Origin of the sequence: Pedobacter sp. FW305-3-2-15-E-R2A2 (assembly GCF_038446955.1) — a bacterium.
GTDB lineage: Bacteria > Bacteroidota > Bacteroidia > Sphingobacteriales > Sphingobacteriaceae > Pedobacter.
Genome location: NZ_CP151803.1, coordinates 138,253 through 157,230 on the forward strand (window position 1 = coordinate 138,253; position 18,978 = coordinate 157,230).

Here is an 18,978-nt window from a genome sequence, read left to right on the forward strand (position 1 = left end):
GTCATGAACAAAAGAATGGAAAAATTGCTCAATGAGCAGGTTAACTTAGAAATGTATTCGGCTAATGCCTATTGGGCAATGTGTTCCTGGTTCTCGGACAAGGATTTGGATGGATTCGCTAATTATTTTAAAGTTCAGGCAAAAGAGGAGCTTTTTCATGCGGAAAAGCAATTCAACTACATTCATGATGTTGGCGGTAAGGTCACTATTGGTTCAATTCAGCAACCTGAATCTGACTTTGGTTCTGTGCTGGAAATTTTTGAAATCACCCTGGCACATGAGAAGGCGGTTACCAGGAGCATTGGAAACCTGATTAAAGCTGCTTTTGAGGAAAGTGATTTTGCTACCCATACCTTTTTGCAATGGTTCGTTACGGAGCAGGTAGAAGAAGAGGCGACGGTATCACAGATCATCAGCAAGCTGAAGATGATCGGGGACAATTCTTCGGCTTTATATCTGCTGAATACGGAATTAGCTCAAAGAACATTTAACGCCGCCACAGGTGGCGCTGCCTAAGCATCGCTTTTAATTAATTTCCTTATCTTGGAAGCGTGAAAAAGGAGGAGATCTTAGCGCAGTATATGCCCCCGGGAGCGGCGCCAATTATCGCGAAGTGGATAGATTATTTTCAATGTGAGTTTAAAATATCTAAAAACAGAACGACGAAACTTGGCGATTACCGTCATCCTTATAAAGATTTAGGGCATAAAATATCGGTCAACAATGACCTGAATGCCTATGCTTTTTTAGTCACCACGGTACATGAATTTGCCCATCTGCTGACCTGGAATGACCATAAAAATAAAGTGAAGCCTCATGGTGCAGAATGGAAGCACAATTTTAAAAGGATGATGGCACCCTTTATTGAACAGAATGTCTTTCCTCAGGACGTTCAGCAAGCGATTGTGAGTTACCTGAATAATCCTTCTGCAGCAAGCTGTACCGACCTGAAACTTTCCCGCGCATTAAAAAAGCACGACCTGCCTAAAGACGCTTCCCGCCTGGAGGAATTGCCGTTAGATGCGGTATTTACCATAAAAGACGGTCGTCAGTTCAGAAAGGGAGAAAAATTACGGAAAAGATACCGTTGTCTTTGCCTGACCAATGGTAATGTCTATTTGTTTAATCCTTTAGCGGAAGTAACTTTAGCGGCTACAGGTACATAAACAGCTTCTTTTTCTTCCACTTTCCATTTAAAATTAAGCTTTTCATTTCTGAAATTTTGCGGATTGCTTTTTAAGCTGTCGATGAATGCATCGGGTTCTTTTACGAGGATACTGGCAGTATAGCCGTTCTGTGCCTTGCTTTTCAATTGAATGATGTTTTCACCTGGGATGTCAATGAACTGATCGAACAACATTTCATACTGGTTATTTCCGGCGATCGCTTCGTCCAATGTCCTGATGTTTTGCTTGTAGTCATCTTCCTTTAGGGTATTGTCTTTGATTGATTTTAAGGACAGGTAAGGTTTGGTCTGAAGGGCTGAGAAAGAGTTGGCCTTGCGTTGTTCCTTATTAAAGGCAATGTTATTTCTCAGAAAAATACGCGTGTCCGTATAGTCATTATTGATTTTTTTGTTCTCCTGAACAAGGATTAAGCTGTCATTTTTGAAATAGTATTTTTTAATCTGGCTGTTGATGAGTCCGTTATCCCGCTGTTCCACATAAAGGATGGCTTTGCCATTCGAGCTGTATCTTTCTGCGTACATGGATTGCTCCCCCTGCAGGTAAACGAGGCTGCTTTGTTTTTCCAGTTGAGCCAGGTTGGCATCAATCGAATCTGCTAAGATCCCGATGGTCTTATCGGTCATCGCAGTTGCAGCAGACTGGCTGATCAAGTCTGCCTGTGGATGTTTGGGCTGTTGGCTGCAGCTGAGTATGGTGACTAGAACAGGTAGGCAGGATAGGATATAAGAGGTTTTCATGGCATTTTTTTTAGTCTGACAGTTTAAAGAAGGCCATTATCGTGCCAGCGAAATAATTTGTTGATTTTCATGAATACTGATGAAGGTTGATTCGCTGATAGTCAATGCTATATTGTTGCGTAATCATGAATTTATCTTTGGAATAGTGTTTTTGTTAATTTTAATACGCTATTTATGTGTTTTATTGATAATTGTTTATTTAAGTAAATTTTATTTGTCATTATTATTTGTATTTTAGATATAAACATTAAATATATATACTTTATGAAAAAAGAATACTTAAAAATCAGCATTATTGCCGGTATGGTTTGTATGCTATCTTATTCCTGTAAAAAGGGAGAAGAGAAAGTTCAGGAAGTGGCTAACAACAAAGCCGAATCGGTTTTAGCTTATATTAAGAATATGGGTTTTCCTGCATCCTCAATTAAAGATATTGGAGACGAATATATTGTAGAGGGAGATTTATCATTTCCTAAAAACATGTCTATACCGACACCAGGTGATCCGAAGACAGAACAGTACTTTACCGGTTATTTAGTTAGTCCGGCAAACCGTACCAATATCAGGGTATATGTTGATCCATCAATGACAAGTATGCTTAATGAAGTTAATTCTGCGGTTAATCAATGGAATACAGTTCCCAATACCAACATTCATTTCAATGTAGTTACCAGTGGACCCTATGATATCCTTGTGCAGGATGCAAATCTTGGCGTAGGATATTGCGGCGTTGCCAGGTTTCCAAAAGATGGTGTCGCAGGGGGATTGATCAGGATTAATAAAGGCTATATATCTGGTAATAGTTTCGATCAGCGGCAGCGGACAATAGCACATGAATTGGGTCATGCGATAGGATTTAGGCATACGAACTGGGCTGGAAACGGGGAGCCTCAGAATGGAACTGATGATATTGGAACTCCTGCAGGTGCCATTGACGTTCCGGGGGCCGGAGGTACGGACCCGGGATCGCTTATGAACGGAGGTCAATGTGGTTCAGGTGCGAGCTTCCTGTCGGATAAGGATAAGCTGGCCACTGCTGTTTTATACCCGGTGGCAGCCGGTAATGGGTCTTCAGGTACACTTTCCACCATGGCAGGAATTGATATCGGTCTGGACGATGGCGTCTATTTCTGGGGACTTTCCGGGAAAGTGACTAAGGGTAATTCTACACTCATTTACGGACCAACTTCTGATTATGTCCTACCGGCGGGGAAAAGCTATGCTGATGTTGTAGATATGGGGATTGCAAATACGGGCTATAGTTATGTATGGTATAAAGATGGAACAATGTCTGTGGGTAGTGCGAATAATTTAGGGAATTTCATCGCACCAAAACCTTATGTCCTACCTGCGGGAAAAACACCTGCTGACGTTGTTGGAATTGCAATTGCTAAAAATACGAGCTGGTGTTATGCCTGGTATACAGACGGAACGGCTTCTGTGGGTAATTCTACTGATTTAGGTGCTTACAGGGGATTGTATAACTATAGCTTACCTCCTGGAAAAACTTATACAGATATTGCAGATGTTGGGATTGCGGCGAGTTCAGGTTGGTGTTATGCATGGTATAAAGATGGAACAATGTCTGTTGGTACTTCAGATGATCTTGACTATTATATCCCTTTAAAGCCAATGGATTAATTTAGAATTTCAAAATAGATCACAGGCCATTTCAGGAAAGCTGAGGTGGCCTGTGGTTTAAAATCAATATGCGACTAATTTCTGAATGCTTTCTTTTAACCTGCTTTTGGCAAGAAAGCTTTCTTCCAGGACTTTACTCATAGGAATGGCAGTATCCGTGCTCGCACAGCGCATTACAGGGGCATCCAGATGCTCAAAACAATGTTCGGCAATCCATGCGGCCAGTTCAGCTCCAAAGCCGTTGCTCAGGGTATCTTCGTGTAAGATCAATACCCTTCCTGTTTTCCTGACTGCTGTCGCCACTGCCTCTCTATCCCAGGGTTGTAAGCTGCGTAAATCCAGCAGGTTGATACTTAGTTCCGGATGTTCATCCATATAGGATAATGCCCAGTGTACACCCAATCCATAAGTAATGATGCTCAGTTGATTGCCTTCTTTAATCAGGTTGGCCTTCCCAATTTCCAGTGTATATTCCCCTGCAGGAACTTGTCCGCTTAAACTGCGGTATAAATATTTATGTTCAAAAAATAATACCGGATTCGGGTCGTCAATAGCAGCAAGGAGTAAGCCTTTTGCATCGAAAGGGAAAGCCGGGTACACGATTTTTAAGCCAGGAGTTTTTGTAAACCAGGCTTCATTGCTTTGGGAATGGAAAGGGCCCGCGCCTGTTCCTGCTCCGGTAGGCATTCTGACCACTACATCGGCTTTTTCTCCCCACCGGTAATGGGTTTTTGCAAGGTTGTTGACAATTTGGTTGAATCCACAGGTGACAAAATCAGCAAACTGCATCTCCACTACTGCCTTATAGCCGTTGATGGAAAGGCCTAATCCGGCGCCTACAATCGCGGATTCGCAGATTGGGGTATTGCGGACTCTCGCCTTACCAAAAAGGTTTACAAAGCCATCCGTGATCTTAAAAGCCCCGCCATATTCGGCAATATCCTGTCCCATCAAAACCAGGTTGTCGTGCTTTTGCATGCCAATCTTCAATGCGTCTGTGATGGCGTCAATATACCTGATTTCTGTGGACGCTTCATTCGGTTCAATAGGCTGGTAGGTATGCGCTGCATACATGTCTGCCATTTCGGTTGCGATATCTGCTACCGGCTCTTCTTCCAGGAAAGCCGCTTCTACTTCCTGCTCAATTCCGGTTTTAAAATCTGCTTTAATCTCTGCCATGCTTTCCGGAGTCAATACTTTTTGTTCCAACAGGTATTCTTCAAAGCATTTTACCGGATCTTTTTTTGCCCAGAGGTCAAAGCGTTCCTGAGGTACATATTTTGTTCCTGAAGCCTCCTCATGGCCCCTCATTCTGAAGGTAAGACACTCTATGAGTACAGGTTTGGGGTTTGCTCTCATCTTTTCGGCAATGTCGGAGAGGGTATCGTAAACTTCCAGGATGTTATTTCCGTCTATCTGGATGCCTTCGATTCCATATCCTGCGGCCCTGTCCACGAGGTCTTTACATTTAAACTGCTCATTGATGGGAGTGGAGAGTCCGTATCCGTTGTTTTCAATTAGAAAGATCACAGGTAGGTTCCATACTGCAGCCACATTGATCGCTTCATGAAAGTCGCCCTCACTGGTGGCACCTTCTCCGGTAAATACCAGGGTGGTCTGTTTTTTACCGGCAATCAGGTCTGCCAGGGCGATACCATCGGCAAGTGCCATCTGAGGACCCAGATGGGAAATCATTCCGATAATTTTATATTCCTGTGTGCCGAAATGAAAGGAGCGGTCCCGGCCTTTGGTAAAGCCGGAAATCTTACCTTGCCATTGGGCCATCAGCTTTTTTAAAGGAATATCCCGGGCGGTAAATACGCCCAGGTTTCTATGCATTGGAAGGATGTATTCGGTTTCCTTCATCGCTAAAGTACTTCCTACGGCAATGGCTTCCTGTCCGATTCCGGAAAACCATTTGCCAATCCTGCCCTGACGTAATAAGATAAGCATTTTTTCCTCTACCATTCTTGGGTAAAGCAACTGCGTATATAAATCTAATAAGGTAGCATCATTCTTATCTTTTCTGTCAAACTGCATAATTATATGTTTTTGTCTGCTTTATTTTTCTCCTGATAGAGTTTGGCAAAAGACTTCGGTGCAACTTCCGGCATATTGCGGTACTTGCCCCAGGTCTTCCTGAAAAGGAACTTCAAAAAGAAGTTTTTGATCTTTCCGCTCACCATATCCATTCTTGATCTTTTTTGCATTCCTGTATTGAACAGTTTCCAGCCAATTTCTTCGGATTTACTGTTTTCATGATCTGCTGCAGCATCTCTTCTATTGAGCAGCAGCATTTTATGAATGTCTATTTTTACAGGACATACTTCCGAACATTTACCACATAAGCTGGAAGCATAGCTCAGGTGTTTAAAATCTTTCATTCCCTTTAAATGTGGGGTAATGATGGAACCTATAGGTCCGCTGTAAGTGGTGTTATAGGTATGTCCGCCAATATTTTTATAGACCGGGCAGGCATTCAGGCAGGCACCACACCGGATACAATATAAGCCCTGACGCTGATCTTTCTCGGCGAGCAGGTTGGTTCTTCCGTTATCCAGTAAGATGACATACATCTCTTCCGGTCCGTCGGTTTCTTCCGGACGTCGGGGACCACTTAAAATCGTATTGTAAACCGTTAGGTTTTGTCCGGTCCCGTGACTGGCAAGCAAAGGCCAGAAGAGGTCCAGATCAGCCATGGAGGGGATGATTTTCTCAATTCCTACTATGGCAATATGGATTTTTGGAAAAGTGGTACATAACCTGGCATTTCCTTCATTCTCTGTCAATGCAATACTTCCGGTGTCTGCGATTAAGAAGTTCCCTCCGGAGATGCCGATATCTGCTTTCAGGTATTTATCTCTAAGCAGCTCTCTGGCTTTTTGTGTCAGCTGTTCCGGTGTTGCATCAATGGGTGTTCCGAATTTTTCATTGAACAGCTTTGCAATTTCTTCCTTATTCAGGTGCATGGCCGGAGTGACAATATGGTAGGGTGCCTGACCAAGGAGTTGTACAATGTATTCGCCCAGGTCGCTTTCCAGAGATTCAATATTGTTCTTTTCCAGGAAACTATTCAGGTGTATTTCCTCGGTGGTCATGGATTTTGATTTGATCACCGTCTTTCCGCCATTTCGCTGGATGATGTTCAGGATTTCTTTTTGGGCCTCCTCTGCATCATTTGCCCAGATCACTTTTCCTCCTCTACGTTGAAAATTGGATTCAAATTCAGGAAGAAACTTATCCAGGTTCTCCATCACACGCCATTTAATCACATGAGCCTTCTTCTTTGAGTTTTCTAAATTCTCAAACCTCGAGGTTCCCCTTTCTACGGCAACATTATATTTGCCAATATTATGATTAATTGTCTTGCGATGCCCTAAATCAAAGGCCTTTTCATCGGCCTTAACCAAAAATTCATCAGATATCTTCATCATCTTCAAATATAAAAATAATTAGGCTTCAGTAATGATCTGCCTGATTTATTTCCCAATCTAATGTTTTTTATTACCTCTGAAATGCATTCGGAAATTGAAAGCTCATTTTTCGGGCTTTCGACAAAAAATATTGGTGTCTGTTGGTCGAATAGTAATGGCAGTTGGTCGACTGTTACTGCGGCATGGTCTAATGCGCCAAAAAACGCTGAAACGTTTCCTGTGAGATGATGTCTTATCTACAAAACAACCATTAAATAATTAAATACTTAAAATATAAAAGCCATGAAAACTGCCATCAAAACCCTAATCGCTTCTTCGTTAACTGCTATCGTTTTAACTTCTTCAGCCTTCAGTACTTTCGCTAAAGACACCAACCCTGTAACAGCAACAGCAGCAACTGTAAAATTCAATAAAGTAGTCGTAACCGGAAATGCCAAAGTGGTATTGGTACAGGCAAAATCAGAAAGCATCACTACGAATGAGGAGCTGACTGCCAACACTACTGTTCAGCAAAAAGGATATACTTTGTACATCAACTCAACTGAGCAAAGCCCTGCAACGATCTATATCTCTGTGAAAGATTTGCAAAGGATTGATGCTGCCAACACAGCTGAGGTAAAAACCAGTGGTAAGTTTGACCTTGCCGTTCTTCAGATCTTTTTAAAAGATGGCGCTAAAGCAAATGTAAATGCAAAAGTAGGTAGCCTTTATACCGATATGAAAGACCAGTCAGACTTGAAATTAAGCGGTTCATCAGCAGAACACAATCTGGTTAGAAATGATGTTTCTAAATTAAACCTGAATGATTTCGTAATTGCCAAACTATAAAAGCCAGTAACTTAGAGACAAGAAAGGGAAATCCCTTTGCAAGAAACCGCTGATCCGATCTGCGGTTTTTTTGTATATGAAAAAACCTGCACAAGGCAGGTTTTTCTGAGGTTAAGTATTTTTAATTCTTTGGTGTTCCGTCGTCGTTCTTGTCTACTTTAGGGCGGGTGGCACGGTTGGCCAGCTCCCATGCCGTATAGTAAACCAATCTTGCTCTTTTGGCCAGCATAGGGAAATCTATTTTGCTGACTTCATCTCCGGGTTGATGGTAATCTTCATGAACACCGTTGAAGTAGAAAATTACAGGAATTCCGTGTTTGGCAAAGTTATAATGGTCAGAGCGGTAGTAGAAGCGGTTTGGATCTGTTCTGTTATTATATCGTTCATCCAGATTGATATTTACGTAATCCTTATTTGCTTTTTTTCCGATTTTGTCCAGCTCCGAGCTCAGCATGTCTGAACCGATGATGTAAACAAAGTTATTGTCCGACGCATGGTCTTTATCGCCTCTGCCGATCATGTCGATATTCAGGTTGGTGATGGTGTTCTCCAATGGGAATACCGGATTTTCGGAATACCATTCTGACCCTAACAGTCCTTTTTCTTCACCGGTAACGGTCATAAAGAGGATGCTTCTTTTAGGTCCTTTACCTGCTTTTTTCGCTTTGGAAAATGCTTCTGCCATCAGGAGTACACCTGTTGTTCCCGAGCCATCATCATCCGCTCCATTATTGATTTTATCCGGTCCTTTCGCTTCCGGCGTGATTCCGATATGGTCATAATGGCCAGTTACGACTAAAACTTCATGTTTAAGTTTAGGGTCTGAACCTTCCAGGAATCCCAATACATTTTCTGCTCTTACTTTGGTCTCCTGTTTCTTCGCATTTACGGATACCGGAATGGTAATCTCCTGTGATGCCGGTTTGCCGTTGTCTGCAATTTTCTTTTTCAGGTCAGCGATATTTGTTTTTGCAGCAGCAAGAATCTGATTGGCCACTGCGGTCCCGATCATGATTGTTGGAAGTCCTGCCGGAGCTTTCCTTTTTTCCATTTCTTCTTTAGATTTCATCACCAATTGTGAAGAAAGAAGGTAGGCTTTCAGATTTTCAGGCATGACATCAATGGTAGGGTCGATGACCAATACCGCTGCTGCTTTTTTTTCTGTTAAATATTTGATTTTTGCAGTGGCCGCGTTCCTTGAATTTGAGGAAGCAACACCGCTTGGATCTCCGGATTTGAAAAGCATCACCACTTTTCCGGTAACGTCTATGCCTTCAAAGTCATTGTAACCTTCTTTCGTCAGTCCATAACCAACAAATAAAATGCTGTTGGCATTAAACGCATAACCTTCTTCTGAAACAGTTTGTGGGACGATATAAAAATCTTTTATGGCTTCTGCCGGCTGTCCGTTGATCGTTACGATCTGGGAAAGCGAAGTGTTGACCATATCGATCGGCTGAAAATAATCTCCATTTACCGGTCCTTTCAGGCCCAGGCTTTTGAAGTAATTTTTAATGTAATCAGCAGCCATCCATCCGCCCTTCGTGCCCGTTTCCCGGCCTTCGTAGGCATCGGAAGCAAGTACAGACAGGTGTTTGTAGGCGTTGTCTTTAGTGATGGTTTTACTGAACCTGACCGCATCCTTATTTTGTGCGGAAGCAGAACAGGCCATTGTAAGCACTAAACTGGCGTACAAGAAATGTTTTTTCATGAGTTAATAATTTGGTTAGCGGTTGGTTTAGTTGGTACGTCTGGAAATTAGCAGGAAATTTTGTCAACTCTACCTTCATGCCTTCCACCTTCGAAAGGGGTATTTAAGAAAGTTGTGGTCATTTCCTTTGCCAGGTCTTCAGAAACAAATCTTGCAGGGATACATAAAATATTAGCATTGTTATGCATTCTTGACAGGACAGCTATTTCATTCAGCCAGCAAATGGCTGCACGAATATGCTGATGTTTGTTTGCAGTAATTGCCACACCATTTGCACTTCCACAAACCAGGATTCCAAAGGCATATTCCTTGCTTTCTACTGCTGATGCCACAGGGTGGGCAAAATCAGGATAATCGACAGACTGAGTAGAATGTGTTCCAAAGTCTTTGACCTCATAATCAGTTAGAAAGGATTTTAATAACTCCTTGTATTCGAAACCTGCATGGTCTGCACCAATTGCAATTTTGGTTTTTGTTTCTGTTGACATCTTCAAAAATATATAGAATAATAATAAACCTGCGTAACCTTCTTGTTAGTCTTTTTTTATTTTGGCTACGCCATAAAGTTCTTTGTTTTTCTTGCGTTCAATATTTGCTGAGATGTAAATACTCAATTCATAAAGCAAGAATAAAGGAAGGGCAACAATCAGCATGGTATAAGGATCGGCAGTCGGTGTTACGATAGCTGCAACGATCAGGATCAGTACTGTGGAATACCTTCTGCTGGCACGCATAAATGCCGGTGTCATGACGCCTAACTTTGATAAGATGTAGATGATTACCGGAAGCTGGAAGATCACACCAGAGCCCAGCGTTAAAGTCATCACAGAAGAAAGGTAAGAATCTATGGTAAAGGTATTCTGAATCTCCGGACTCACCGTGAAGTTGGTCAGGAAGTTGATAGACAGCGGGCAGATCATGTAATATCCGAAAAGGATTCCCAGAAAGAATAGAAACGATGCGAAGGCGACAAAGCCGCTGGCAGACTTTCTTTCATTTTCATGAAGGGCCGGTTTAACAAATAGCCAGAGTTCGAACAACAGATAGGGGATACCTAAGATGATCCCTACCATCACACAGGAGTTCAACTGGAGGGTAAATTGCCCGGCCATTTCTGTGTTGATGATCTTTGCGTCAATTTTGGTGATACAGAAGTCGGAACCTATGGAAGGAAACTTTTCTACCAGTTTACACATCATTCTGTAGGTCCAGAAGTTGGGGTTCTTGGGCCCCATAATAATGGTATTAAAGATAAAGTCAGTGTAATAGAACGCTCCTGCTGTTAGCACAAGGACCACGGCTAAGGCGCGTAACAGATGTTTTCTGAGGACATCAATGTGGTCAAAGAAAGACATCTCTGCCTCTAAAGTTTTTCCTTTTTCTTTTATAGCACCAATAAGGTCCCTTTTCTTAGTATCACTCATGTACGTTATTTGTAAAACAAAAATACCATTCTATTGTATTCAGAATGGTATTTACGTTTTAAATCTACTAAATAGTTTTTCTATTCTGAAAATTCGAAGGTTTCCATAAACTTCGTGGTAAAATTACCAGCCCTAAAGTTAGGATCTTTCATCAGTTTTAAGTGGAAAGGTATCGTAGTTTTTACACCTTCAATTACAAATTCGCTTAAAGCACGTTCCATTGTACTGATGGCCTCTTCTCGTGTTTGTGCAACACAGATCAGTTTAGCAATCATTGAATCGTAGTTTGAAGGGATTTGATATCCTGCATATACATGTGTATCTACCCTTACCCCATGACCACCCGGAGAGTGGAAGTTGGTAATTTTTCCAGGACAAGGTCTGAAGTTGTTAAAAGGATCTTCAGCATTGATCCTGCATTCGATGGCATGCATATCCGGTAAGTAGTTTTTTCCGGAGATTGGAACTCCTGAAGCTACTTTGATTTGTTCCTTGATCAGGTCGTAATTGATCACTTCTTCTGTAACCGGGTGTTCAACCTGGATACGGGTATTCATTTCCATGAAATAGAAGTTGCGGTGTTTATCCACCAGGAATTCAATGGTTCCCGCGCCTTCATATTGTACCGCAATGGCACCTTTGATGGCCGCTTCACCCATTCTTTCTCTAAGCTCTGGTGTCATGAAAGGAGAAGGTGCCTCTTCTACCAGCTTTTGATGGCGGCGTTGGATAGAGCAATCTCTTTCTGACAAGTGACAGGCTTTACCATATTGATCTCCGATGATCTGGATTTCAATGTGGCGTGGATCTTCGATATATTTTTCTAAGTAAAGACCATCATTTCCAAAGGCTGCACCTGATTCTTGTCTGGCGCTATCCCATGCATTTTCAAAGTCTTCATCTTTCCAGACTACGCGCATTCCACGGCCACCACCACCAGCAGTAGCTTTCAGAATGATAGGGTAGCCCATCTCATTGGCGATTTTGATACCGTCTTTGAAGTTGTCGAGTAAGCCTTCCGAACCAGGAATGGTTGGAACACCTGCTTTTTTCATCGTTTCTTTTGCGGAAGCTTTATCACCCATAGAGTTGATTTGCTCCGGAGTAGCACCGATAAATTTAATTCCATAATCACGGCAAACGGAAGAAAACTTAGCGTTTTCAGATAGGAAACCGTAACCTGGGTGGATGGCATCTGCATTGGTTAATTCTGCAGCCGAAATGATATTTGGGATGCTCAGGTAAGAATCCTTACTTGGCGGAGGTCCTATACAAACGGCTTCATCGGCAAAGCGTACGTGTAAACTCTCTCTGTCTGCTGTAGAGTAAACCGCAACGGTTTTGATGCCCATTTCTTTACAGGTGCGGATGATGCGTAATGCAATCTCGCCCCTGTTGGCAATTAGTATCTTTTTAAACATATATGTCTATTAAGTAATGAGCTGTTGACCTTTAGCCTTGGAGGTTAAGGTTCAACAAGACGGATTACATAGGTTCAACTAAAAATAACGGTTGGTCATATTCTACTGGAGAAGCATTTTCTACAAGAACCTTAACGATTCTTCCGGAAACTTCACTTTCGATTTCATTGAACAATTTCATGGCTTCAATGATACAGATCACTTTACCTACCGCGATTTCATCACCTACATTGGCGAAAGAAGGTTTATCAGGGCTTGATGAACGGTAGAATGTTCCGATCATTGGTGATTTTATAGTGATGTATTTAGAATCGTCTTCAGCAGCAACGCTTGCTTTTGTTTCTGTTGGTGCTACCGGTTGTGGTGCTGCCGCAGCCGGTACTACTGCCGGAGCAATCTGAGCTGGAACGGTTGCATGAACAACTGTTGGTGCCTGATTGGTTTTGATAGTAATTTTGAAGTCTTCCTGCTCAATAGCGACTTCATTTACGCCCGAACGAGAAACAAATTTAATAAGTTCCTGAATTTGTTTGATATCCATTTTTTGGTGTTATTTAGAGAAAACAGTATGTCTTAACAATTACCTAAGTTAAGATTAATTATTTTAATAAAATTTAATAAGCCCATTTTAAGTAGACGGAGCCCCAGGTAAAACCGCCTCCAAATGCTGCCAGGATAATGTTATCGCCTTTTTTTAATTGGCTTTCCCATTCCCATAAGCAAAGGGGGATCGTACCATTAGTCGTATTTCCGTAACGTTGAATGTTGATCATTACTTTTTCTGTGCCAAGGCCCATTCTCGATGCAGTAGCATCAATGATCCTTTTATTGGCCTGATGAGGAACCAACCAGGTGACGTCATCTGAAGTCAGGTGATTTCTTTCCATGATCTCCGCAGCAACATCCGCCATATTGGTCACCGCAAATTTGAATACCGCCTGACCTTCCTGATGCACCACGTGCTCATTATTGTCTACGGTTTCATGGCTTGCAGGTCTGGCAGAGCCTCCTGCTTTCTGATGCAGGAATTGTCGGCCGGCTCCATCGCTTTTCAGGATGGAATCCTGGATGCCCATTCCTTCTTCATTAGGCTCTAAAAGAACAGCGCCGCATCCATCACCAAAAATGATGCAGGTGGTGCGGTCGTTGTAATTGATGATAGACGACATTTTATCGCCACCAACAACCAATACTTTTTTGTGTTTACCCGATTCGATGAACTGTGCTGCGGTAGAAAGTCCGAAGATGAACCCCGAGCATGCTGCCTGCAGGTCGTATCCCCAGGCATTTTTGGCGCCAATCTTATCAGCTAAGATGTTTGCTGATGCAGGAAAAGGCATATCGGGTGTCGTGGTACAGAAGATGATCAATTCGATCTCTTCGGCAGAAATTCCACGTTTTTTAAGTAATCCGTTCACGGCTTCAACAGCCATGTGTGAAGTACCTAATCCTTCACCCTTTAATATTCTCCGCTCTTTGATACCGGTTCTGGAAGTAATCCATTCATCCGTAGTGTCTACAATGGATTCAAGCTCTTTATTAGTCAGTACGTAATCTGGTACGTAACCATTAACAGCCGTAATCGCAGCGTGAATTTTATTCATTTTCAATGTTCCTTATTTAAATGCAGCTTGAATTTTGCCTACCAAGCCAGTAGTAATCATGTCTCTGGATTGCAGGATCATGTTTTTGACGGCCGTCGGACTTGAAATGCCATGACCTATGATCACAGGAGCATTGACACCCAGAACCGGGCTTCCGCCATAGTTCTCATAATTAAAGCGGTCAAAGAACTCGTCTTTTAATCCTCTTTTCAGGGTCAGTACGTAAAATGATTCTGCCAGTTTCAGCATTACATTTCCTGTAAATCCATCGCATACAATGACGTCGGCTTTATCGTTGAATAAGTCCCTTCCTTCCACATTTCCCACGAAGTTGAAGAGATGGGTATCCTTCATTAAAGGGAAGGTCGCGAGGCTCAGCATGTCGCCTTTCTCGTCTTCTTCACCAATATTCATCAGGGCCACTTTAGGATTGACAATTTGCATCACATATTCCGCGTACAAACTTCCCAATATACCAAACTGAAGCAAGGTATCAGGCTTGCAATCGGCATTTGCGCCAACATCAAGCATGAGGCCTACGCCACCGCTAAGTTTAGGAAGAAAGGTTGTGAGACATGGCCTGATGATTCCGGGAATAGTTTTTACGCTAAATACGGCACCAACAAGCATTGCACCAGAGTTACCGGCGCTGGCAAAGGAATCGAGTTTACCTTCTTTAAGTAAGGAAAAGCCGACCGCAATACTGGAGTTAGGCTTTTGAACAATAGCCTTAGTGGGATGTTCGCCCATACCAATCACTTCTTCGGTATGAACATATTCAAAGTGATCCGGATTGAATCCGTTTTCAGTGAGAAGGGGCTTAATCTGCTGCGTATCTCCGATCAGCACTATGTGCTCTCCGGGAGATAACAATTGATGGGCAGCTATTGCTCCTAAAACGTTTGCTTTAGGAGCATAGTCTCCGCCCATTATATCGAGACCTATTTTCATAGTAAAAAATCAGTTTGTGTTAGAAGGCACAATTGCCTTTGTTTCCAGTCGCTAAAGGTAAACTTAAACCGACTTAAAACACAAACTATTTTTCAAGAAAATTAACCTATTGAAGTGTTTTCAATAACCAATTTACCGTTGTAGTATAGGTTACCATCAACGTTATATGCATGGTGAGGTACGTGAATTGCACCAGTGGTTTGACAAGTAGCCAAAGAAGGAGCTACTGCTTTATAGTGAGTTCTTCTTTTATCTCTTCTACTTTTAGAAATCTTGCGTTTTGGATGTGCCATTGCTGATTTGTTTAATTATTATTTTAATTTTTTTAATGCTGCCCAACGCGGGTCATCATCGTTGTTTTCTTCTTCTTCGGGTGTTCCGGCCGATAAACGTTCCAGTCTCTCGATCATTTCCTGGTCGCATTTCTGGCCATCGCCGTCCTGCTCACAGATTTTAATATAAGGTACTGAAACATTGATGAGTTCGTAAATCGGAAGAGCTACATCGAGCTCACTTTCTTTTTTACTCAGGACAATGATTTCTAAATCATCACTTTCCAGTTCATCTTCAGCAAACTTTACGATCTGCCTTTCCTGTACTTCTATTGGTGCATTAAATTCTGATAAACATTTATCACAATCCAATACGATTGTTCCTTTGATGTGGAACTGCAAAATTAACATTGTTTCCTGTTTATCCAGTTCAATGTCAACTTTTAAAGTTCCCTTTTTTACTAAAGAGTATTCAAAGGCGTCAAAAAAGCTGTTATCAACGTCAAAGTCAAACTGATGCTTGCCAATTTTTAAGCCGGTAAAGGGGATTGAAAATTGTTTTAGTGGTTTCAATTGTAACAAAATTTTAGCCCGCAAATGTAGGAATTATTTTATAGAATTAAAATGTTTTTTCATTCTAATTTGCATCATCTTTTGTATCTGCTGCAGTTTCTATAATTTTTCCGCCACTTCTGAGCTGGTTTTTCAATAATTCTTCCTGTTCTCTTCTGTTCCTCACGATGTGAGTTGCTGCAAATAAGGCTTCTATAAACGAAGTCGGATCTGCGACGTTCTTTCCCGCAATGTCGTATCCTGTGCCATGATCTGGTGAGGTACGGACGATTTTGAGGCCTGCGGAGTAGTTTACTCCGGTACCAAAAGCGATGGTCTTGAAAGGGATTAAACCCTGGTCATGGTACATCGCTAGAACCGCATCAAATTGTTTGTATCCACCTTTTCCAAAAAATCCGTCGGCAGGGTAAGGACCAAAGCAAATTACCCCTTTATCGAAGGCTTGCTGAATCGCCGGTATAATTATTTCAGCCTCTTCTTTGCCTAATAGTCCGTTGTCGCCCGCATGTGGATTCAATCCAAGGACAGCGATTTTCGGTTTTTCCACCCAGAAATCCTTTTTTAAGCTTTCGTTCATCAGTACCAGTTTCTTCACGATGGCCTCTGTGGTGATGCTTTTGGAAACATCCGTGATCGGAATGTGGCCGGTAACCACACCTACCCTGATGTCTTCGCTTAAAAGGAACATCAGTACGTCATTACTTCCGCTACGTTCCATCAGGTATTCTGTATGTCCCGGGAATTTAAAGGTTTCCGACTGGATGTTATGTTTGTTGATTGGCGCAGTGACCAATGCATCAATATTGCCTTTTATTAAGTCTTCTGTTGCTTTCTCCAAAGAAATTAAGGCGTATTTCCCGCCAATTTCGTTAGCAACACCAAGGTCGATCTTTACATCTTCCTCCCAGCAGTTGATGATATTTGCTTTTTTAGGATTGGCAAGTTGCGCTTCTGTAATTACATTGAAGTTGAAGTCGCTCAGGCCTAAAGCCTTGCGGTGGTATGAAGCAACCTTGGTATGTCCGTAAACAATGGGTGTGCAGTAATCAAGAATCTTGCTTTCAGCTAAAGTTTTAAGGATGACCTCTAAACCAATACCATTAACATCACCTATGCTTATTCCAATTTTTATTTTATTGCTCATGCTTCATGAAAAATTTAGCGCAAATTACAGAATTCATTTTAAAATGACCGGATTTTTCCTGTAGAAGGCCAGTCTGTCGCGACAGACTGGCTATTGACCCTATTATTTTTCTATTGGTGAATGCTGAAAAACGCTAAATTCTGATTTCTCCCTGAGGCGCAGGATCCCATGTGAAAGAATTTACCGCCTTTGTCATGAAAAATGAAATTCCCATTTTAAAGCCTTTAAGAGGCTTTTGACCGAATGTTAGTCCAATACTCGCAAAACTTTGCTTATTTTGCAGCTTTTAGGAGGAGTATATTATGAGTTTGGTTAGGGCAAAGAAGCATTTAGGACAACATTTTTTAACCGATAAAAAGATTGCGGCAAAAATCGTAAACGGCCTGGTGCATACCGATCAGTACAGGCAGGTGCTTGAGGTTGGCCCCGGGATGGGAATTCTTTCCGATATTTTATTGGAACGGGAAGATCTGGAGACTTTTCTGATCGACATCGATGTGGAATCTTACCATTTTCTTCAGGAAAAATACCCTCAGTTGGGAAGCCGCCTGATCAATGGTGATTTTCTGGCTTTAGACCTCTCTTCGATATTTAAAGAAAAATATGCGATCATCGGGAACTTCCCTTATAATATCTCTTCCCAGATTCTTTTCAAGATTTTGGAAAACAGGGGGCAGGTGGTCGAGATGGTTGGTATGTTTCAGAAGGAAGTTGCAGAGCGTTGTGCCTCCAAGTCCGGAACCAAAGATTATGGAATTTTGAGTGTGCTGATTCAGGCATACTACGATATAGAATATTTATTTACCGTGAAACCGGGCACCTTTAACCCACCGCCAAAGGTCAACTCTGGTGTGATCAGGTTAAGTCGTAATCAGGTAGAAAGTTTGCCATGCGATGAAAAGCTATTTTGGAGAACGGTGAAAGCCGGATTCAATCAAAGGAGGAAGACTTTGAGAAATGCGCTTTCCGGTGTCGTTCCAAAAGATAAAATGGACGATCATATTTTCTTTGATAAACGCGCGGAACAGCTAAGTGTGGAACAGTTTATCGAACTGACACAACACTTAGCCCATCTTTCACTATAACAGTCATTTTAATTGCAATGAGCAAAGGGAAAATTTTAATTGTTGATGAACTGCATCCTGTTTTTAAGGAGCGGGCGATAGCTTTAGGATATGAAGTGGACGATGAGCCTCTTTTTACAAGAGCTCAAACTTTAGCTGCAATTTCTGATTATCAGGGGATTGCTGTGAGAACAAAATTCAGAATTGATCAGGAATTGATGGCAGCTGCGCCTTCACTTAAATTTATCGCCAGAGCCGGAGCGGGTTTGGATAATATTGACGAAGCTTATGCATTAAGTCGTAACATCGCTTTGCTAAATGCGCCTGAAGGCAATATGGATGCGGTAGGTGAACATGCTATCGGTTTGCTGCTGTCCTTAATGAATAACTTCCGAAATGCGGACCAGGAAGTGCGTAATGGCATCTGGGACAGAGAGGGAAACCGGGGCTATGAGTTGAAAGGAAAGACTGTTGGTATTATCGGTTATGGTTTTATGGGGCAGCGCTTTGCGAAAAAACTTTCCGGCTTTGAAGTGAACGTAATTGCTTATGATAAGTATAAGACAGGCTTTACAGATGCTTACGCGAAAGAAGTGAGCATGGAAGAGATCGTAAGGCAAAGTGATGTGTTGAGTTTACATATTCCGTTGACAGGAGAAACCCGTCAGATGATCAATGAAGAGTACCTGTTTCATTTCCGTAAGCCTTTCTTTTTTATCAATACCGCAAGGGGAGAGATTGTGAATACCGAAGCAGTCCTGACTGCGATTAAAACAGGTAAAATTCTGGCCGCAGGACTGGATGTTCTGGAGGTGGAGAAATTTCCTGCATTGGCAGATCAACGCTGGTTTTCTGACCTTAAAAATGCCGGAAAAGTCATTTTAACTCCACATGTTGGTGGCTGGACCTTCGAATCTTACCGTAAAATATCAGAAGTTTTAGCCGAGAAGCTTTCTTCTGTCATTTAAACATACATTTTACTTAAAC

The 18,978-nt window shown here is 42.0% G+C and carries 19 protein-coding genes; 6 read left to right on the forward strand and 13 right to left on the reverse strand.

The window, feature by feature from the left end; translation table 11 throughout:
• Window positions 1-3: 3 nt before the first annotated feature.
• Window positions 4-516: a ferritin gene (locus AAFF35_RS00490; protein WP_342330388.1), complete on the forward strand. Its 513-nt coding sequence runs from the start codon at window positions 4-6 to the stop codon at window positions 514-516.
• 35 nt (window positions 517-551) lie between these two features.
• Window positions 552-1,166: a SprT-like domain-containing protein gene (locus AAFF35_RS00495; RefSeq protein WP_342330389.1), complete on the forward strand. Its 615-nt coding sequence runs from the start codon at window positions 552-554 to the stop codon at window positions 1,164-1,166.
• Here AAFF35_RS00495 and AAFF35_RS00500 read toward each other — a convergent pair.
• On the reverse strand, window positions 1,115-1,924 hold the full coding sequence (locus AAFF35_RS00500) for a hypothetical protein (protein WP_342330390.1): 810 nt from the start codon (window positions 1,922-1,924) through the stop codon (window positions 1,115-1,117). The two genes, AAFF35_RS00495 and AAFF35_RS00500, sit on opposite strands and share 52 nt — an antisense overlap.
• A gap of 264 nt (window positions 1,925-2,188) precedes the next feature.
• Here AAFF35_RS00500 and AAFF35_RS00505 point away from each other — a divergent pair, with 264 nt between their 5' ends.
• Complete coding sequence (locus AAFF35_RS00505; protein ID WP_342330391.1) at window positions 2,189-3,565, forward strand: M57 family metalloprotease; 1,377 nt, start codon at window positions 2,189-2,191, stop codon at window positions 3,563-3,565.
• 63 nt (window positions 3,566-3,628) lie between these two features.
• Here AAFF35_RS00505 and AAFF35_RS00510 read toward each other — a convergent pair whose 3' ends face one another.
• On the reverse strand, window positions 3,629-5,605 hold the full coding sequence (locus AAFF35_RS00510; protein ID WP_342330392.1) for a dehydrogenase E1 component subunit alpha/beta: 1,977 nt from the start codon (window positions 5,603-5,605) through the stop codon (window positions 3,629-3,631).
• Window positions 5,606-5,607: 2 nt separating this feature from the next.
• Window positions 5,608-6,999, reverse strand: a complete 1,392-nt coding sequence (locus AAFF35_RS00515) for a LutB/LldF family L-lactate oxidation iron-sulfur protein (RefSeq protein ID WP_342330393.1) — start codon at window positions 6,997-6,999, stop codon at window positions 5,608-5,610.
• Window positions 7,000-7,281: 282 nt separating this feature from the next.
• Between AAFF35_RS00515 and AAFF35_RS00520 the strand changes: the two genes are divergently transcribed.
• The gene (locus AAFF35_RS00520; RefSeq protein ID WP_342330394.1) at window positions 7,282-7,827 is read left to right on the forward strand and encodes a DUF2807 domain-containing protein; all 546 of its coding nucleotides are present in this window, start codon (window positions 7,282-7,284) and stop codon (window positions 7,825-7,827) included.
• A gap of 121 nt (window positions 7,828-7,948) precedes the next feature.
• On the opposite strand, the gene AAFF35_RS00525 is transcribed toward AAFF35_RS00520, so the two are convergent.
• The 10 genes from AAFF35_RS00525 to pdxA all read right to left on the reverse strand — a co-directional run bounded on the left by AAFF35_RS00525 (window position 7,949) and on the right by pdxA (window position 16,927).
• Complete coding sequence (locus AAFF35_RS00525) at window positions 7,949-9,538, reverse strand: M28 family peptidase (protein WP_342330395.1); 1,590 nt, start codon at window positions 9,536-9,538, stop codon at window positions 7,949-7,951.
• Window positions 9,539-9,585: 47 nt separating this feature from the next.
• Window positions 9,586-10,026, reverse strand: coding sequence for a ribose 5-phosphate isomerase B (gene rpiB / locus AAFF35_RS00530; protein ID WP_342330396.1), 441 nt, complete (start codon window positions 10,024-10,026; stop codon window positions 9,586-9,588).
• A 45-nt stretch (window positions 10,027-10,071) separates the two neighbouring features.
• Window positions 10,072-10,962: a twin-arginine translocase subunit TatC gene (gene tatC, locus AAFF35_RS00535; RefSeq protein ID WP_342330397.1), complete on the reverse strand. Its 891-nt coding sequence runs from the start codon at window positions 10,960-10,962 to the stop codon at window positions 10,072-10,074.
• Window positions 10,963-11,042: 80 nt separating this feature from the next.
• Window positions 11,043-12,383, reverse strand: coding sequence for an acetyl-CoA carboxylase biotin carboxylase subunit (accC, locus tag AAFF35_RS00540; protein ID WP_342330398.1), 1,341 nt, complete (start codon window positions 12,381-12,383; stop codon window positions 11,043-11,045).
• 64 nt (window positions 12,384-12,447) lie between these two features.
• The gene (gene accB / locus AAFF35_RS00545; RefSeq protein ID WP_073238289.1) at window positions 12,448-12,924 is read right to left on the reverse strand and encodes an acetyl-CoA carboxylase biotin carboxyl carrier protein; all 477 of its coding nucleotides are present in this window, start codon (window positions 12,922-12,924) and stop codon (window positions 12,448-12,450) included.
• 73 nt (window positions 12,925-12,997) lie between these two features.
• Window positions 12,998-13,987, reverse strand: a complete 990-nt coding sequence (locus tag AAFF35_RS00550; protein WP_342330399.1) for a beta-ketoacyl-ACP synthase III — start codon at window positions 13,985-13,987, stop codon at window positions 12,998-13,000.
• Window positions 13,988-13,999: 12 nt separating this feature from the next.
• Complete coding sequence (gene plsX / locus AAFF35_RS00555) at window positions 14,000-14,938, reverse strand: phosphate acyltransferase PlsX (RefSeq protein WP_342330400.1); 939 nt, start codon at window positions 14,936-14,938, stop codon at window positions 14,000-14,002.
• 101 nt (window positions 14,939-15,039) lie between these two features.
• Entirely contained in the window at window positions 15,040-15,231 is a 192-nt protein-coding gene (gene rpmF, locus AAFF35_RS00560; protein WP_073238280.1) for a 50S ribosomal protein L32, read from the reverse strand.
• Window positions 15,232-15,249: 18 nt separating this feature from the next.
• Window positions 15,250-15,783 (reverse strand): DUF177 domain-containing protein, encoded by a 534-nt coding sequence (locus AAFF35_RS00565; protein WP_342330401.1) that lies wholly within the window; start codon window positions 15,781-15,783, stop codon window positions 15,250-15,252.
• Between the two features lie 64 nt (window positions 15,784-15,847).
• Window positions 15,848-16,927, reverse strand: a complete 1,080-nt coding sequence (gene pdxA / locus AAFF35_RS00570) for a 4-hydroxythreonine-4-phosphate dehydrogenase PdxA (RefSeq protein WP_342330402.1) — start codon at window positions 16,925-16,927, stop codon at window positions 15,848-15,850.
• Between the two features lie 302 nt (window positions 16,928-17,229).
• On the opposite strand from pdxA, the gene rsmA reads away from it, so the two are divergent.
• Window positions 17,230-18,012: a 16S rRNA (adenine(1518)-N(6)/adenine(1519)-N(6))-dimethyltransferase RsmA gene (gene rsmA / locus AAFF35_RS00575; RefSeq protein WP_342330403.1), complete on the forward strand. Its 783-nt coding sequence runs from the start codon at window positions 17,230-17,232 to the stop codon at window positions 18,010-18,012.
• A 17-nt stretch (window positions 18,013-18,029) separates the two neighbouring features.
• Window positions 18,030-18,959 (forward strand): 2-hydroxyacid dehydrogenase, encoded by a 930-nt coding sequence (locus AAFF35_RS00580; RefSeq protein WP_342330404.1) that lies wholly within the window; start codon window positions 18,030-18,032, stop codon window positions 18,957-18,959.
• Window positions 18,960-18,978: the final 19 nt, after the last annotated feature.

What these genes read in the sequence shown, in the direction of transcription:
- AAFF35_RS00500 (WP_342330390.1), bottom strand. Translation starts at nt 1,924, where the DNA reads ATGAAAACCTCTTATATCCTATCCTGCCTACCTGTTCTAGTCACCATA.
- AAFF35_RS00505 (WP_342330391.1), top strand. Translation starts at nt 2,189, where the DNA reads ATGAAAAAAGAATACTTAAAAATCAGCATTATTGCCGGTATGGTTTGT.
- AAFF35_RS00510 (WP_342330392.1), bottom strand. Translation starts at nt 5,605, where the DNA reads ATGCAGTTTGACAGAAAAGATAAGAATGATGCTACCTTATTAGATTTA.
- AAFF35_RS00515 (WP_342330393.1), bottom strand. Translation starts at nt 6,999, where the DNA reads ATGATGAAGATATCTGATGAATTTTTGGTTAAGGCCGATGAAAAGGCC.
- pdxA (WP_342330402.1), bottom strand. Translation starts at nt 16,927, where the DNA reads ATGAGCAATAAAATAAAAATTGGAATAAGCATAGGTGATGTTAATGGT.
- rpiB (WP_342330396.1), bottom strand. Translation starts at nt 10,026, where the DNA reads ATGTCAACAGAAACAAAAACCAAAATTGCAATTGGTGCAGACCATGCA.
- tatC (WP_342330397.1), bottom strand. Translation starts at nt 10,962, where the DNA reads ATGAGTGATACTAAGAAAAGGGACCTTATTGGTGCTATAAAAGAAAAA.
- AAFF35_RS00520 (WP_342330394.1), top strand. Translation starts at nt 7,282, where the DNA reads ATGAAAACTGCCATCAAAACCCTAATCGCTTCTTCGTTAACTGCTATC.
- accB (WP_073238289.1), bottom strand. Translation starts at nt 12,924, where the DNA reads ATGGATATCAAACAAATTCAGGAACTTATTAAATTTGTTTCTCGTTCG.
- plsX (WP_342330400.1), bottom strand. Translation starts at nt 14,938, where the DNA reads ATGAAAATAGGTCTCGATATAATGGGCGGAGACTATGCTCCTAAAGCA.
- AAFF35_RS00580 (WP_342330404.1), top strand. Translation starts at nt 18,030, where the DNA reads ATGAGCAAAGGGAAAATTTTAATTGTTGATGAACTGCATCCTGTTTTT.
- AAFF35_RS00550 (WP_342330399.1), bottom strand. Translation starts at nt 13,987, where the DNA reads ATGAATAAAATTCACGCTGCGATTACGGCTGTTAATGGTTACGTACCA.
- AAFF35_RS00525 (WP_342330395.1), bottom strand. Translation starts at nt 9,538, where the DNA reads ATGAAAAAACATTTCTTGTACGCCAGTTTAGTGCTTACAATGGCCTGT.
- accC (WP_342330398.1), bottom strand. Translation starts at nt 12,383, where the DNA reads ATGTTTAAAAAGATACTAATTGCCAACAGGGGCGAGATTGCATTACGC.
- rpmF (WP_073238280.1), bottom strand. Translation starts at nt 15,231, where the DNA reads ATGGCACATCCAAAACGCAAGATTTCTAAAAGTAGAAGAGATAAAAGA.
- AAFF35_RS00490 (WP_342330388.1), top strand. Translation starts at nt 4, where the DNA reads ATGAACAAAAGAATGGAAAAATTGCTCAATGAGCAGGTTAACTTAGAA.
- rsmA (WP_342330403.1), top strand. Translation starts at nt 17,230, where the DNA reads ATGAGTTTGGTTAGGGCAAAGAAGCATTTAGGACAACATTTTTTAACC.